Source organism: Hydrogenophaga borbori (assembly GCF_003417535.1).
Lineage (GTDB): Bacteria > Pseudomonadota > Gammaproteobacteria > Burkholderiales > Burkholderiaceae_C > Hydrogenophaga > Hydrogenophaga borbori.
Window position 1 is genome coordinate 322,389 of record NZ_QVLS01000002.1, and the last position, 15,134, is coordinate 337,522.

Below are 15,134 nucleotides of genomic sequence, written 5' to 3' on the forward strand. Positions count from 1 at the left end.
CGCGCTCAGTAGAGCAGGAAGGGCCGGCGCGCCTCGGTCCACGCGGCCTCGTCGGCCCGTGCCGGCGCGTCCAGTGCCTCGGGTGGCGCGTCCACGTCGTCCACCCATTCGCGCAGCGCCGGGCCGCCGTTGATGAGATCGATGGCCAGGCGGTCGCGTTCGTATTCGTAGGGGAAGTCGCGCCACAGCGGGTAGTCGGGTCGCTGCAGGCGGATGGCGCGAAAGGCCAGGGCCTGCAGGCGCCAGGGCTGGAAGGCCGCGTGGCCATAGTGCGCGGGGTCTTCCACATGGATCTGCACGCCGGCGCACAGCTGGCCCGCGTGCTTGTGGAAGGTGGGCTCGAACCAGCACTCGCGCAGCACGCAGCCGCGCAGCCACTGCGGCGCCAGCTGGCGCATGTCGGCCAGCAGGCGCGTGGTGTCGATGTCGGGGGCGCCGAACAACTCCAGCGGGCGCGTGGTGCCCCGGCCTTCGCTGAGCGTGGTGCCTTCCAGCATGACCGTGCCCGCGTAGGCGCGCGCCATCGACAGGTTGGGCGCGTTCGGGCTGGGGTTGACCCAGCTGCGCTCGCCGATGGGCCAGCCAAAGCCCGGCGCCTCGTCCGGCCGCCACCCGTCCATGGCGATCACCCGGTACTCCAGCGACAGGCCCAGCGTGGCGATGAACCACTGGCCCAGCTCGCCCATGGTGAGGCCGTGCCGCATGGGCATGGGGCCGGCACCCACGAAGCTCTCCCAGCCCTCGCGCAGCGTGAGGCCTTCCACCGGGCGACCCGCCGGGTTGGGCCGGTCCAGCACCCACACCGCCTTGCCCCGGCGCGCGGCGGCCTCCAGCACGTAGCGCAGCGTGGTGATGAAGGTGTAGATGCGGCAGCCCAGGTCCTGCAGGTCGACGAGCAGCACGTCGAAGCTGTCCATCATGGCGTCGCTGGGGCGGCGCACCTCGCCGTACAGACTGAACACCGGGATGCCCCAGCGGGGGTCGGTGTAGTCGGGCGACTCGACCATGTTGTCCTGCTTGTCGCCGCGCAGCCCGTGCTGCGGGCCGAAGGCCGCGCTGAGCTGGAGGTCGGGCAGGGCGGCCAGGGCGTCCAGGCTGTGGGTGAGGTCGCGCGTGACGGAGGCCGGGTGGGCCAGCACGGCGACGCGCCGACCGGCCAGCGGCGCGCGCAGCGCGGGATCGTTCAGGAAACGTTCGATGCCGAATTGCATGGGCGGTGTGTTCAATCGGCGGGCAGGCGCAGCGTCCAGCCCGCGGGGTCGTGGAAATCGGGTAGGGGTCGGGGGTGGTGCAAGGCCCAGTGCGAGACCTGGCCGCGCTGGTCTTCGATCACGGTGCTCAGGCCCAGCTGCCAGGGCCCGGGCGGCAGTTGCCGGCGATCGAGCACGGCGACGAGTTCGACGCTCTCGGCCGTCTCGCGCCGCTCGATCAGGGGCGCGTTCGGCGGTCCCCTCAGCGCATCGCGCACGCGCGTGCGGCTGAAGGCGTAGTCGGCCCACTGTCCCGAGGGGGAGAAGTTGAACTCGCGGTAGGCGCCCTGGCCGGGCTGGCCGATGAAGGCCTCGAAGCAGGTGTGGCGCCACAGGCCGTCGGCCATGCCCCCGCCCTGAGGTTCGGGCCAGCGCACCGCGGCGGTGTCGCCGCGCACGCGGTAGTGCAGCACCAGTTCGCGCGGCTCGGCGCTCACCAGCACCGAGACCGACAGTTCGATGCGCGGCGATGCGGGGTGGGGGCTGAGGTGGAGGGCGGCGGACACGGGCGCCATTGTGTCAGCCCGCGCCCCGCACCGAGTCACGGAACGGTCATTGGTCTGCCATGGGTGCGCCACGCAAGCGGCGCAGCATGAAAGGCCATGGACAAGACCTTGATCTCCGCGGCGCCGGCGCCGCCCATGGCCCCGCCCGCGCCCGAACGCGCCAGCGGCCTGCAGGTGCGCTGGGCGCGCCACCTCGACGACGTGCGCGCGGCGCAGCGCCTGCGCTTCGAGGTCTTCGCGGGCGAGATGGGTGCACGGCTGTCCACGCCGCTGCCCGGCCACGACATCGACCTCTTCGACGACTTCTGCGAGCACCTGCTGGTGTGCGACGCCGCGACCGGCGCGGTGGTCGGCACCTACCGTGTGCTCACGCCCGTGCAGGCGCGCCGCGTGGGCAGCACCTACAGCGACACCGAGTTCGACCTCACCCGCCTGCGCCAGGTGCGAGAGCGCATGGTGGAGCTGGGCCGCAGCTGCGTGCACCCGGCGCATCGCCAGGGCGGCGTGATCCTGGCGCTGTGGGGCGCGCTGGGCGACTTCATGCAGCGCAATGCGCTGGACGTGATGATCGGCTGCGCCAGCATCCCCATGCAGCACGACGGCCGCCTGGCCGCCAGCCTCTGGCGCCAGGTGCGCGAGCGCCACCTGGCGCCCATCGACTGGCACGTTCGCCCGCGCCTGCCGTTGCCCGTCGACCGGCTGGACGATTCGCTCGAGGTGGAGCCGCCGGCCCTCATCAAGGGCTACCTGCGGCTGGGCGCCAAGGTACTGGGGCCGCCGGCCTGGGACCCGGACTTCAACACCGCCGACCTGCCCATGCTGATGCGCTTGGGCGATCTGCCCGCTCGCTACCGCAAACACCTGTTGGGGAACGCCTGATGCGATCCGCTTTTGATGCACTGGGTGGCTGGGCGGCGCGTTCGCGCCTGCCGGCTGCGGCCGGTGGTGTCCTGCCCATCGACCTGGGGGCCGACGACGACGGCGACGACACCCCCGACGGCCCGGAGCGCGCCCGCTACCGGGCCGTTTTCATCTCCGACCTGCACCTGGGCACAGCCGGCTGCCAGGCGCGCCAGCTGCTGGAATTCCTCAAGCGGCACCCGAGCGACACCCTGTACCTGGTCGGCGACATCATCGACGGCTGGCAACTGCGCCGCAAATGGTTCTGGCCGCAGTCGCACAACGACGTGGTGCAGAAGCTGCTGCGCCGCGCCCGCAAGGGCTGCCGCGTGGTCTTCGTGCCCGGCAACCACGACGAGTTCGCGCGCCAGTTCGACGGCCACCAGTTCGGTGGCATCGAGGTCAGCAACGAGGCCGTGCACCTCACGGCCGACGGTCGCCGCCTGTGGGTGGTGCATGGCGACCACTTCGACGGCGTCATCCAGTGCGCGAAGTGGCTGGCCTACCTGGGGGACAACGCCTACGAGCTGCTGTTGCGCCTGAACCGCCACCTCAATTCGCTGCGGGCGCGCCTGGGCCTGCCGTACTGGTCGCTCTCCCAGTACCTCAAGCACAAGGTCAAGAAGGCCCTGAACTACGTGATGGACTTCGAGCGCGCCGTGGCGGCCGAGGCCCGCTCGCGCGGCTACCACGGCGTGGTCTGCGGCCACATCCACCGGCCCGAGATGCGCAGCATCGACGGCACGCTGTACTGCAACGACGGCGACTGGGTGGAAAGTCTGTCGGCCCTGGTGGAGCACCTGGACGGCCGGCTGGAGTTGGTGCACTGGGCGCCGGGCGCCTTGCCCGAGGGCATCGCGCATGGTGAAAATGCGCGCGGCCAAACCATAATCGGCGCATGATCGGCTCTGCCTCCATTCCGCGCTTTTCCCTCCTCGATCGCGACCACAGCATCCTCGCGTTCAACGAACGCGTCATGGACTGGGCGCGCCGCCCCGACGTGCCCGAACTGGAGCGCCTGCGCTACCTCAGCATCGTCTCCAGCAACCTGGACGAATTCTTCGAGGTGCGCATGGCGCCGCAGCTGGCGGCGGCCAAGGCCCACGAGACGCGCGGCCTCTACACCGCCCAGACCTTCGAGGCCCTGTCGGCCAAGGTGCACGAGTTGGTGGCCCAGCAGTACGCCATCTACAACGACGAGCTGCTGCCCGCGCTCGAGAAGAAAGGCATCAAGATCGTCGCCCACAGCGAGCGCAACGCGCGCCAGCGCCGCCACGTGCGCGAGATCTTCCACAACGAGGTGCAGCCCCTGCTGATGCCCGTGGGCCTGGACCCGGCGCACCCGTTTCCGCAGGTGGCGAACAAGTCGCTCAACTTCATCGTGCGCCTCACGGGCAAAGACGCCTTCGGGCGCGAAAACGAGATCGCCATCGTCAAGGTGCCGCGCATCCTGCCGCGCTTCTTCCGCCTGCCGTCGGTGAAGGGCTCGCGGCAGATCCACTTCGTCTCCATCTCCAGCCTGATCCGCACGCACCTGGGCGACCTGTTCCCCGGTCGCCAGGTGACCGAGTTTTCGCAGTTCCGCGTCACGCGCCACTCCGACCTGGCGGTGGACGAGGAAGAGGTGAAGAACCTGCGCACCGCGCTGCGCAAGGGCCTGCAGCAGCGCCACTACGGCCAGGCGCTGCGGCTGGAGGTGTCGGCCGGCGCCTCCACCTTCCTGTCCGACTTCCTGCTGGAGCAGTTCGGCCTGCCCGAGGCCTGCCTGTACCGCGTGCCCGGCCCGGTGAACCTGGTGCGCCTGAACCAGCTCATCGACAAGGTCGACGCACCCGAGCTGCGCTTCGAGCCCTACCTGCCCGGCTGGCCGCTGCAGCTCACGCCGGGCCAGTCCTTCTTCGAGCGGCTGCGCCAGGGCGACGTGCTCATCCACCAGCCTTACGAGAGTTTCGACGCGGTGCTGTCCTTTCTGCGCGAGGCGGTGGAAGACCCCGATGTGCTGGCGATCAAGCAGACCATCTACCGCACGGGCGCCAAGAGCGAGCTCATGGACCTGTTGCGCGAGGCGGTGCGCCGCGGCAAGGAAGTGACGGCGGTGGTGGAGCTCAAGGCCCGCTTCGACGAGGAAGCCAACATCAACTACGCCGAGCGCCTGGAGTCCGTGGGCGCGCAGGTGGTGTACGGCGTGGTCGGCCTCAAGACGCATGCCAAGATGCTGCTGATCACGCGCCGCGAGGCCGAGGGCCTGCGCCGCTACGCACACCTGTCCACCGGCAACTACAACCCCGGCACCGCGCGCGTCTACACCGACCTGAGCACCCTCACGGCCGACGAGGCGCTCACCGCCGACGTGGACCAGGTCTTCCTGCACCTGGCCAGCCAGAACCGCCTCGCCCGGCTCAACAAGGCGCTGATCGCGCCCTTCCTGCTGCACAAGGCCATGCTCGACAAGGTGGCCGCCGCGGGCGAGGCGGCGGCGCGCGGGCAGGACGCGCGCATCACACTGAAGATGAACGCCCTCACCGACGAACCGCTGGCGCGCGCGCTGGCTTCGGCCTCGCAGCAGGGCGTGAAGATTGACCTCATCGTGCGCGGCGCCTGCGTGCTGCCGGCCGGCGTGCCGGGTTTCACCGACAACGTGCGCGTGCGCTCGGTCATCGGCCGCCTGCTGGAGCATTCGCGCGTGTACCACTTCCGCGTGGGTGGCGAGGAAGAGGTCTGGCTGGCCAGCGCCGACTGGATGAACCGCAACATGCTGCGCCGCGTGGAGCTGGCCTGGCCGGTGACCGATCCGGCCTTGCGCCAGCGCATCGTGGACGAATGCCTCAACGCGTATCTGCACGACACGCGCGATGCCTGGCTGCTGCAGCCGGACGGCCGCTATGTGCCGGCCGGGCAGGGCGCCTCGGGGCGCCAGCGTCACCACTTGCAGTCGGCCCAGGCCAGCCTGATGGCCCGGCATGGCGGGAAAGGCTGAAGGCATGGCCATGGCGGTGCGCGGCATGGACCTGATCCTGTGGCGCCACGCCGAAGCGCAGGACCACCCCGACGCGGCCGAAGGCCTGCCGGGCGACCGCCTCGACCTGGCGCGCCGGCTCACGCCGCGCGGCGAGAAGCAGGCCGCGCGGATGGCGGCCTGGCTGGACCGCCAGCTGCCGGAGGGCGCGCGGGTCTGGAGCAGCCCGGCCGCTCGCTGCGAGCAGACGGTGATGGCGCTGGGCCGGCGCTACAAGCTGAGCGAGGCGATCGCACCCGAGGCCAGCGCCGAGGCCCTGCTGGACCTGGTGCAGTGGCCGGCGGGAAGAAGCCCCGTGCTGGTGGTGGGCCACCAGCCCACCCTGGGCCAGGTGGTCGCGCGCCTGCTGGGCTTCACCGAGGACGATTGCTCGGTGAAAAAAGGCGCGTTGTGGTGGCTGCGCCACCGCGAGCGCGCCGGCGTGGGCGAGACCGTGGTCGTGACGGTGCAGACGCCCGAAATGCTGTGACGCCGGCTCAGGCGGCCTTGGCGGGCGCCTTGCGGGGGGAGGCCTTCCTGGCGGGGGCCGGCTTCGCCGCAGCTTTGGCCGTGGGCTTCGCGGCGGTTTTGGCCGGCGCCTTGGGCGCGGCCCTGGCGGCGGGTTGTGTGGCGGGTCGGGTGGCCTTCTTGGCGGCTGGCTGCTTCGCCGCGGTCTTCTGCTTCGACGGGGCCGGCGGGGCGGCGGGCGCTTCGGCGGCCGGCCGGCCGGTCTTGAGCGTGGGCACGGCGGCCACGGCGGCCTTGTAGGCGGCGTCGCTCAGGCCTTGCAGCACCATCAGTCCGGCGCGCAGCAACTCGCTCTTCTTGACACTGATGCCCAGGGCGATGGCGCGGGTCTTGAGCGTTTCGATCGCGGCGAACTCGTTCTTCGGGATGGTGAAGCTGTCGCGAACGAGCTTGGGCTTCTTGCTGGTGGACTTGTCGGTGGCAGGCGCCATGAACGCTCCTCGGTTAGTGGGGCGTTCAGTATAAACCGTATAAACGGTTTATATGAAAAAGGCAGGGCGGCGTCAGCGGACGTCCGCCGTGAACTTCCAGGCCGACACTTTCTGCCAGGCCTGTACCTCTTCACCCAACAGCCAGGCAGACTGCGGGAAGCGCCGAGCCCAGCCCGATGGCGTGGACAGCTTGAAAGCGCCCGACTTGTAGTTCAGGCGCATCGCCTGGTACTCGGGCATCTGGCGCGCGTGGCACAGCAGCACCGCCAGTCGCAGGCAGATGAGCTGTTTGGCGAACAGCTCGTCCTGCAGCGACTGCTCCAGCTTGCGCAGCTTGCCGCGCTGTCCCAGCACCAGTTCGCTCATGCGGTGCAGCTCGCGCAGCGAAAAACCCGGTGCGTCCAGGTTGTCCAGGATGTACGCCCCGTGGTGGTGGTTGCGCTCGTGCGAGATGTGTGAGCCGATCTCGTGCAGCTGCGCCGCCCAGGCCAGCTTCTGCGAGTAGCGGCTGTCCTGCTCGTCCGGCGCGGCGATCTGCGAGAACAGGGCGTTGGCCACCTCGCCCACGCGGCGCGCCTGCGCCTCATCGGCTGAGAAGCGCTGCGCCAGCCAGCGCACGGTGCGCTCGCGCACATCGCCGCCATCGCTCTCGCGGTCGATCAGGTCGTACAGCGCGCCGTGGCGCAGCGCGCCCTGCGCGGGCAGCATCTGGTCCAGGCCGTAGAGGTCGAAGATCGCGCGCAACACCGCCAGGCCGCCCGCCAGCACGGGACGGCGGTCGTCCTTCAGGCCGTCGAGGCGCAGGTTGTCCACGTGGCCGGCGCGCAGCAGCCGCTCGGTCAGCCAGTCCAGGCCCGAGCGGGTGATCAGTCCCATGGCCCAGCCGTTGGCACCCAGCATGTCGGCGATGGAGCCCACCGTGCCGGAGGAACCGTAGGCCACGTGCCACTGCGCGGGCGGGAACTTGTCCAGCGCCTCGTCCAGCACGGCCTTGGCGGCCACCTCGGCCGTCTTGAGCGTGGACGCGGTGAACTGGCCGCGCGGGAAGTAGCGCGAGGACCAGGCCACGCTGCCCAGCCGGTAGGACTCCAGCACCTCGGCGGTGTAGCCCTGGCCCATGATCATTTCGGTGGAGCGCCCGCCGATGTCGACGACGAGGCGGCGCTCGTCGGAATGCGGCAGCAGCCGCGAGACGCCCTGGTAGATCAGCCGCGCCTCCTCATGGCCCGAAACCACCTCGATCGGAAAGCCCAGCACCTGCTGCGCCCGGTTGAGGAATTCGTCCCGGTTGCGGGCCTCGCGCAAGGTCTGCGTGGCCACGGCGCGCACCTGCTGCTTCTTGAAGCCCTGCAAGCGCTCGCCGAAGCGCGCCAGGCATTCCCAGCCGCGCACCATGGCGGCCGAACCCAGGTTTTTTTCCTCGTCCAGCCCGTTGCCCTGGCGCACCGTTTCCTTCAGGTACTCCACCCGCTCGATGTGGCCGGCGTGGTAGCGGCCGATCTCCAGGCGAAAGCTGTTCGAGCCGAGGTCAACGGCGGCGAGGAGGGTTCCGTTTTGCATGAAGAAATGGGGGGCGTGCGGGTGAACCCCGCAGGGAGGCGAGGCGCCGATTGTGACGCATGCCCCGGGCGTGGGCGGTGGCGGGGGTGGCGTGGGTGGTTCTTTTTGTGACGGGCTTTTGATGTCACGCAGTTGTCACACAGCCTCCATAAAGTCCGTTCGTCCGCCTTTTCCGCAACCCCTGAGGACCCCTCGCATGAACAGCAAACGCACCCTCCTGAAAGCCCTGGCCGCTGCCGCGATGGCCACCGTCGCCCTCGGTACCGCGCACGCCGCCGACATCACCGGCGCCGGCGCCACGTTCCCGTTCCCGATCTATGCCAAGTGGGCGGAGATGTACAAGGCTCAGACGGGTACCGGCCTGAACTACCAGTCGATCGGCTCGTCGGGCGGCCTGCGTCAGATCCGCGCCAAGACGGTGGCCTTCGGCGCCTCCGACGCCCCGGTGAGCGGCGCCGACCTCGACAAGGACGCCATGGTGCAGTTCCCCGCCATCATCGGCGGCACCGTGCCGGTGTTCAACCTCGAAGGTTTCGCCCCCGGCTCGGTGCGCATCACCGGCCCCGTGCTGGCCGAGATGTTCCTGGGCAAGATCACCGCCTGGAACGACGCCAAGATCGCCGCGTTGAATCCCGGCAAGACCCTGCCCAACACCGCCATCACCGTGGTGCACCGCGCCGACGGTTCGGGCACGACCTTCAACTTCACCGACTACCTGAGCGCCGTCAGCAAGGACTGGGCCGACGCGGTGGGCAAGGGTGCCGCCGTGAAGTGGCCGGCCGCCACCTCGGTGGGTGGCAAGGGCAACGAAGGCGTGGCCGCCAACGTCAGCCGCACCCGCGGCGCGATCGGCTACGTCGAGTACGCCTACGCCAAGAAGAACAACATCCCCCACATGACGCTGCAGAACGCCGACGGCCAGTACGTGCAGCCCGATGACAAGAGCTTCGCGGCGGCCGCCGCCGGCGTGGACTGGTTCAGCGTGCCGGGCATGGGCGTGTCCATGGTGAACGCCAAGGGCAAGGACAGCTGGCCCATCAGCACGGCCTCGTTCATCCTCATGTACAAGCAGCCGGCCGACAAGGCGCAGTCGGCCGAGGTGCTCAAGTTCTTCGACTGGGCCTTCAAGAACGGCAAGCAGGCCGCCATCGACCTGGACTACGTGCCGATGCCCGACGCGGTGACCGGCCAGATCCGCGACAAGGTCTGGTCGCAGATCGCCCGCTGATCGTCGGGGCCCGGGCCCCGACGAACCCACCGGTGGGCACAGGCCGGCCGGTGGGTTTTTTCGGTCCGATGTCTGTCATACAGTCCGTCATAAACGGCCCGAAGGGGGTCCGATGAACACCACCACCCGCAGCGCAGGCACCAGCATGGCTTCCTCCCGTTCCCCATCCGGTGCGCGTGACCAGCGCAGCGACGACGCCATGATGGCCGTCGCCCGCCGCCAGCAATGGCAAGACCTCGTCTTTCACCGCCTGACCCAGGCCTTCTCGCTGCTGGTGCTCGTGGCGCTGGTGGGTATCATCGTTTCCCTGTTCCTCAACGCCTGGCCCACCTTCAAGACCTTTGGCTTGAAGTTCCTGTGGACCGTGGAGTGGGACATCGTCAATGAGCAGTACGGCGCCGCCATCGCGATCGTCGGCACCCTGCTCAGCGCGGGCATCGCCATGCTGTTCGGCGTGCCGCTGGCCTTCGGCATCGCGCTCTTTCTCACCGAGACCTGTCCCGTGTGGCTGCGCCGGCCGCTGGGCACCGCCATCGAGCTGCTGGCGGCCGTGCCATCCATCATCTACGGCATGTTCGGCCTGTTCGTGTTTGCACCGGTGTTCGCCGATTACTTTCAGGTGCCGGTGCGCGAATTGATGATGGGCATGCCCCTGATCGGCTGGCTGTTCGGCGGCGCGCCCAACGGCCTGGGCATCCTGGCGGCGGGCGTCATCCTGGCGTTCATGGTGCTGCCATTCATTGCGGCGGTGATGCGCGACGTCTTCGAGATCACGCCGCCCATCCTTCGCGAATCGGCCTACGGCCTGGGCTGCACCACCTGGGAGGTGGTCGCCAAGGTGGTGCTGCCGTACACGCAGAAGGGCGTCATCGGCGGCATCATGCTCGGCCTGGGACGTGCCCTGGGCGAGACCATGGCCGTCACCTTCGTGATCGGCAACGCCAACCGCATGCCCACCTCGCTGTTCTCGCCCGGCACCTCCATCGCCTCGGTGCTGGCCAATGAGTTCGGCGAGGCCGAGGGCCTGCACTTCAACACCCTGTTCGCCTTGGGCTTCCTGCTGTTCTGCATCACTTTCGTGGTGCTGGCGCTGGCCAAGTGGATGATCCTGCGCACCGAGAAGGCCAAGGGCGCCTGAGCCCCGAGCGAGACACACCATGCAGATGAACCAATCGCTCTACAAGCGCCGCCAGCGCACCAACCTCGTTGGCCTGAGCCTTTCCATGGGCGCCATGGGCCTAGGGCTCTTCGTGCTGCTGTGGATCCTGTGGGTCCTGTTCTCCAACGGTCTGGCGGGCCTGGACCTCAACGTCTTCACCGCCGACACGCCGGCCCCGGGGTCGGAAGGGGGCGGCCTGCGCAACGCCTTGCTGGGCAGCCTGATGATCGTGGGCCTGTCGGTGCTGGTGTCCACGCCGGTGGGCATCCTGGCGGGTATCTACCTCACCGAGTACGGCGACAACAGCAAGGTGGCCGAGTTCACGCGCTTCGTCACCGACATCATGCTGTCGGCCCCATCCATCGTGCTCGGTCTGTTCGTGTACTCCATCGCGGTCGCCACGGCGGGCCATTTCTCGGGCTACGCGGGCAGCCTGGCGCTCTCGCTGATCGCCGTGCCGGTCGTCGTTCGCACCACCGAGAACATGCTGCGCCTGGTGCCCGGCAGTCTGCGCGAGGCGGCCTTCGCGCTCGGCGCGCCGCGCTGGAAGGTCTCGCTCATGGTCACGCTGCGCGCGGCCAAGAGCGGCGTCATCACCGGCCTGCTGCTGGCGGTGGCCCGCATCAGTGGCGAAACCGCGCCGCTGCTGTTCACCGCACTGAGCAACCAGTTCTTCAGCACCGACATGAGCCGCCCCATGGCCAACCTGCCGGTGGTGATCTTCCAGTTCGCCATGAGCCCCTACGACAACTGGGTCCGCCTGGCCTGGGCTGGCGCGCTGATCATCACGCTCACCGTGCTGGCGCTCAACATCCTGGCGCGCGTGTTCTTCCGCGACAAGGTGAAAGCCTGACGCCCACGCGAGCCGACCGCACCACAAGGAACACGACCATGTCCGAATCCGCCATCGCCATCCGCCCCGAGAACCTGGCCGCCAGCCGTGCGCCCGCCGCCCCGGGCGAAGCGCGCAACGCCCTCGAGGTGCGCAACCTGAACTTCTTCTACGGCAAGTTCCAGGGCCTCAAGAACGTCACGCTGGACATTCAGGAAAAGCGCGTCACGGCCTTCATCGGCCCCTCGGGCTGCGGCAAGTCCACGCTGCTGCGCACGCTCAACCGCATGTACAGCCTGTACCCCGGTCAGCGCGCCGAGGGCGAGATCCGCCTGTACGGACAGAACATCCTCGACCCCAAGCAGGACCTGAACCTGCTGCGCGCGCGCATCGGCATGGTGTTCCAGAAGCCCACGCCGTTCCCGATGTCGATCTACGACAACATCGCCTTCGGCGTGCGCCTGTATGAGAACCTGTCGCGCAGCGACATGGACGACCGCGTGGAATGGGCATTGACCAAGGCCGCGCTGTGGAAGGAAGTGAAGGACAAACTTAACCAGAGCGGCCTGTCGCTGTCCGGCGGCCAGCAGCAGCGCCTGTGCATCGCGCGCAGCGTGGCGGTCAAGCCCTCGGTGCTGCTGCTCGATGAGCCCACGTCCGCGCTGGACCCGATCTCCACCGGCAAGGTCGAGGAACTGGTGCATGAGCTCAAGTCCGACTACACCATCGCCATCGTCACGCACAACATGCAGCAGGCCGCGCGCTGCAGCGACTACACCGCTTACATGTACCTGGGCGAATTGATCGAGTTCGGCGCCACCGAGCAGATCTTCTTCAAGCCGACCAAGACGGCGACCGAAGACTACATCACCGGCCGCTTCGGCTGACCCGGCCCTGCAGACGCCAACCCCACGGGAGACACGCGAATGAGCGACAAACACCTGTCCAGCCAGTTCGACGCCGAGCTGAACTCCATCTCCACCCACGTGCTCGAGATGGGCGGCCTGGTCGAATCCCAGCTTCACCAGGCGGTCTACGCCCTGGGCAACATGAGCCTGGAGTCCGCCCTCCAGGTGGAAGAGAACGAGAACCGCATCAACCAGATGGAGCTCTCGATCGACCACGAGATCATCTCCACGATCGGACGCCGCCAACCCACGGCGCGTGACCTTCGCTTTCTGATGGCGATCTCGCGCACCACGCAGAACCTGGAGCGCGCGGGCGATGAGGTGGCGCGCATGGCGCGCATGGTCAAATCGATCATCGGCAACGGCACGCCGCGCAACCTGCCGATCTCCGAGCTGCGCCTGGCGGCCGATCTGGCTGCCGCGCTGCTGCGCAAGTCGCTCGACTCCTTCGCGCGCCTGGACACGCAGATGGCGGTGTCCATCATCAAGGCCGACGACCAGATCGACGAGGAGTACAACGGCTTCCTGCGCAAGCTCATCACCTACATGATGGAAGATCCGCGCACCATCTCGCCGAGCCTGGACCTGCTGTTCCTGGCCAAGTCCATCGAACGCATCGGCGACCACGCGAAGAACATCGCCGAGCAAATCATTTTCATCGTCAAGGGCGAAGACGTCCGTCACACGCCCGTCGACAAAGTGGAGTCCGTTGCCGGATGAGAAAGCTGCCCCGGATCCTGGTCGTCGAGGACGAACCCTCGATTGCCGAACTGATCGCCGTCAACCTGCGCCACAACGGCTTCGCGCCCACCATCGTGTTCGATGGCGCGGCCGCACAGCGCGAGGTGGACGCGGTGTTGCCCGACGTGATCCTGCTCGATTGGATGCTGCCCGGCGAAAGCGGGGCGGTGTTGGCGCGCCAGTGGCGCAAGAGCGAACGCACCAAGAGCGTGCCCATCCTCATGCTCACCGCGCGCAGCGACGAGAGCGACAAGGTGCAGGGCCTGGACGCCGGTGCCGATGACTACATCACCAAACCGTTCTCCACGCAGGAGCTGCTCGCGCGCATCCGCGCGGTGCTGCGCCGCCGCGCGCCCGAGATCGTCAACGACTCGGTGCAGGTGGGCGAGCTCACACTCGACGCGGCCACCTACCGCGTGAGCTTTCGCGGGCGTGAACTCAAGGTGGGGCCCACCGAGTTCAAGCTGCTGCACTACCTCATGAAGCACGCGGAGCGCGTGCACACCCGTGGTACGCTGCTCGACAAGGTCTGGGGAGACCATGTCTTCATCGAGGAGCGCACCGTGGACGTTCACGTCAAGCGATTGAGAGAGTCCCTGGGTGAGGCCTCGACCATGGTCGAGACGGTGCGCGGCGCGGGTTACCGCCTCACCGCCATGGGCAGCCCCGCACGCCAGACGCCCGGCACGCCGCTCTCGGCGACATGAACCCGGCCCGGCCGCCCGCAAGGGCTCGCACCGCGGCGGCTTGCGCGCCCGTGACCCCATGAGCCGCCGGATTCTGGAGCTGCTGCTGCTGGTGGCGTTGGGAGCGGCGGTCGGCTGGGCCGCCGACCGCGCGGCCCTGGCGTTCGTGGGCGCCCTGGCGGGCTGCTCGATCTGGATCGTGCGCGACGCCCTGCGCGCCCAGCGCGTGCTGCGCTGGCTGAACAAGGCCGATGCCTCGCGCATGCCCGAACTCGGCGGTTTCTGGGGCGAACTGCTCGACCGCTGCCGCAAGCTGATCAAGAAGCTGGAGAAAAAGGCCGCCAGCAGCGACGCCCGCCTGGAAGACTTCCTGGCCGCGATCCAGGCCTCGCCGAACGGTGTGGTGCTGCTGGACGCCACGGGCCGCATCGAGTGGGCCAACCTCACCGCGTCCAACCAGCTGGGCTTCGATCCGCAGCGCGACCTGGGGCAGTACGTGCGCAACCTGGTGCGTCACCCGGCGTTCAACGCCTACCTGAGCGCGGGCGATTTCGGGCACGAGATCACCATCGACGGCATCGGGCCGCGCCCATCGCAGCCGACCAAGATATCGCTGCAGATCCACCCTTACGGCAAGAAGCGCAAGCTGATGATCACCCGCGACGTCACGGCCGTGCAGCTGGCCGAGACGATGCGGCGCGACTTCGTGGCCAACGTGTCGCACGAGATCCGCACGCCGCTGACGGTGCTCAGCGGCTTCGTGGAGACCATGCAGAGCCTGGAGCTCAGCGAAGAGGAGCGCCAGCAGTACCTGGGCCTCATGAGCCAACAGGCGCACCGCATGCAAACGCTGGTGAACGACCTGCTGACCTTGTCGCGGCTCGAAGGCAGCCCGGCGCCGGGGCCGGGCGAGTGGACCGGCACGCAGGAGTTGTTGGAGCATGTGGTGCAGGAGGCGCGTGGCCTGAGCCAGGCGATTGCCAGCACGCCGCACCGCATCGAGCCGTCGGCGAACAGCGCCTCGTTCTGGGTGTCGGGTGCCAAGACGGAGCTGATCAGCGCGATGTCCAACCTGATGAGCAACGCCGTACGCTACACGCCGGGCGGCGGCCGCATCGAACCGGGCTGGCGCATCAACGACGAAGGCCTGGCGGAGTTCTATGTCAGCGATTCGGGCCCCGGCATCGCGGCCGAGCACCTGCCGCGCCTGACGGAGCGCTTCTACCGCGTGGACCGCAGCCGCTCGCGCGAGACCGGCGGTACGGGCCTGGGGCTGGCGATCGTGAAGCACGTGGCGCAGCGGCATGGCGGGCGCATCGACGTGCAGAGCACGGTGGGGCAGGGCACAACCTTCACCATCACCCTGCCGCCCACACGGGTGAGGACCACGGCGCCGGACTGAGGCGAGCG

At 68.6% G+C, this 15,134-nt stretch carries 15 protein-coding genes; 11 read left to right on the forward strand and 4 right to left on the reverse strand.

The genetic code is table 11. The annotated features are described in order from the left end of the window. Positions 1 to 5 precede the first annotated feature (5 nt). Both DY262_RS04475 and DY262_RS04480 read right to left on the reverse strand, forming a co-directional pair. A complete protein-coding gene (locus DY262_RS04475; RefSeq protein ID WP_116957776.1) occupies positions 6 to 1,211 on the reverse strand; it encodes an exo-beta-N-acetylmuramidase NamZ family protein in 1,206 nt (401 codons plus the stop codon). Positions 1,212 to 1,222: 11 nt separating this feature from the next. After that, the gene (locus DY262_RS04480; RefSeq protein ID WP_147326178.1) at positions 1,223 to 1,756 is read right to left on the reverse strand and encodes a DOMON-like domain-containing protein; all 534 of its coding nucleotides are present in this window, start codon (positions 1,754 to 1,756) and stop codon (positions 1,223 to 1,225) included. A 96-nt stretch (positions 1,757 to 1,852) separates the two neighbouring features. Here DY262_RS04480 and DY262_RS04485 point away from each other — a divergent pair, with 96 nt between their 5' ends. From DY262_RS04485 to DY262_RS04500, 4 genes are read left to right on the forward strand one after another with little or no spacing between them, the layout of a single operon-like run. Beyond that, the gene (locus DY262_RS04485) at positions 1,853 to 2,635 is read left to right on the forward strand and encodes a GNAT family N-acetyltransferase (protein WP_116957778.1); all 783 of its coding nucleotides are present in this window, start codon (positions 1,853 to 1,855) and stop codon (positions 2,633 to 2,635) included. Then, positions 2,635 to 3,558 carry a UDP-2,3-diacylglucosamine diphosphatase gene (locus DY262_RS04490; RefSeq protein ID WP_116957779.1) on the forward strand — a complete coding sequence of 308 codons (924 nt, stop codon included), beginning with the start codon at positions 2,635 to 2,637 and terminating at the stop codon, positions 3,556 to 3,558. Before DY262_RS04485 ends, DY262_RS04490 begins: the two co-directional genes overlap by 1 nt. Then, a complete protein-coding gene (gene ppk1 / locus DY262_RS04495; RefSeq protein WP_116957780.1) occupies positions 3,555 to 5,633 on the forward strand; it encodes a polyphosphate kinase 1 in 2,079 nt (692 codons plus the stop codon). Before DY262_RS04490 ends, ppk1 begins: the two co-directional genes overlap by 4 nt. A 25-nt stretch (positions 5,634 to 5,658) precedes the next feature. Beyond that, complete coding sequence (locus DY262_RS04500; RefSeq protein WP_116958004.1) at positions 5,659 to 6,141, forward strand: SixA phosphatase family protein; 483 nt, start codon at positions 5,659 to 5,661, stop codon at positions 6,139 to 6,141. Between the two features lie 7 nt (positions 6,142 to 6,148). Here DY262_RS04500 and DY262_RS21745 read toward each other — a convergent pair whose 3' ends face one another. Further along, positions 6,149 to 6,610, reverse strand: coding sequence for a hypothetical protein (locus DY262_RS21745; RefSeq protein WP_181936416.1), 462 nt, complete (start codon positions 6,608 to 6,610; stop codon positions 6,149 to 6,151). A gap of 72 nt (positions 6,611 to 6,682) precedes the next feature. Further along, the gene (locus DY262_RS04510; RefSeq protein WP_116957781.1) at positions 6,683 to 8,170 is read right to left on the reverse strand and encodes a Ppx/GppA phosphatase family protein; all 1,488 of its coding nucleotides are present in this window, start codon (positions 8,168 to 8,170) and stop codon (positions 6,683 to 6,685) included. A 196-nt stretch (positions 8,171 to 8,366) separates the two neighbouring features. Here DY262_RS04510 and pstS point away from each other — a divergent pair, with 196 nt between their 5' ends. From pstS to phoR, 7 genes are all read left to right on the forward strand, one after another. Continuing rightward, on the forward strand, positions 8,367 to 9,398 hold the full coding sequence (gene pstS / locus DY262_RS04515) for a phosphate ABC transporter substrate-binding protein PstS (RefSeq protein ID WP_070397991.1): 1,032 nt from the start codon (positions 8,367 to 8,369) through the stop codon (positions 9,396 to 9,398). Between the two features lie 145 nt (positions 9,399 to 9,543). Continuing rightward, positions 9,544 to 10,536 carry a phosphate ABC transporter permease subunit PstC gene (gene pstC, locus DY262_RS04520; RefSeq protein ID WP_116958005.1) on the forward strand — a complete coding sequence of 331 codons (993 nt, stop codon included), beginning with the start codon at positions 9,544 to 9,546 and terminating at the stop codon, positions 10,534 to 10,536. A gap of 19 nt (positions 10,537 to 10,555) precedes the next feature. Beyond that, the gene (pstA, locus tag DY262_RS04525) at positions 10,556 to 11,410 is read left to right on the forward strand and encodes a phosphate ABC transporter permease PstA (protein ID WP_116957782.1); all 855 of its coding nucleotides are present in this window, start codon (positions 10,556 to 10,558) and stop codon (positions 11,408 to 11,410) included. A 38-nt stretch (positions 11,411 to 11,448) separates the two neighbouring features. After that, positions 11,449 to 12,276 (forward strand): phosphate ABC transporter ATP-binding protein PstB, encoded by an 828-nt coding sequence (gene pstB / locus DY262_RS04530; RefSeq protein ID WP_245980814.1) that lies wholly within the window; start codon positions 11,449 to 11,451, stop codon positions 12,274 to 12,276. A gap of 39 nt (positions 12,277 to 12,315) precedes the next feature. Continuing rightward, a complete protein-coding gene (gene phoU / locus DY262_RS04535; protein ID WP_070397988.1) occupies positions 12,316 to 13,017 on the forward strand; it encodes a phosphate signaling complex protein PhoU in 702 nt (233 codons plus the stop codon). Continuing rightward, positions 13,014 to 13,745, forward strand: a complete 732-nt coding sequence (phoB, locus tag DY262_RS04540; protein ID WP_116957783.1) for a phosphate regulon transcriptional regulator PhoB — start codon at positions 13,014 to 13,016, stop codon at positions 13,743 to 13,745. Before phoU ends, phoB begins: the two co-directional genes overlap by 4 nt. A gap of 58 nt (positions 13,746 to 13,803) precedes the next feature. Next, positions 13,804 to 15,126 (forward strand): phosphate regulon sensor histidine kinase PhoR, encoded by a 1,323-nt coding sequence (gene phoR, locus DY262_RS04545; RefSeq protein WP_116957784.1) that lies wholly within the window; start codon positions 13,804 to 13,806, stop codon positions 15,124 to 15,126. Positions 15,127 to 15,134: the final 8 nt, after the last annotated feature.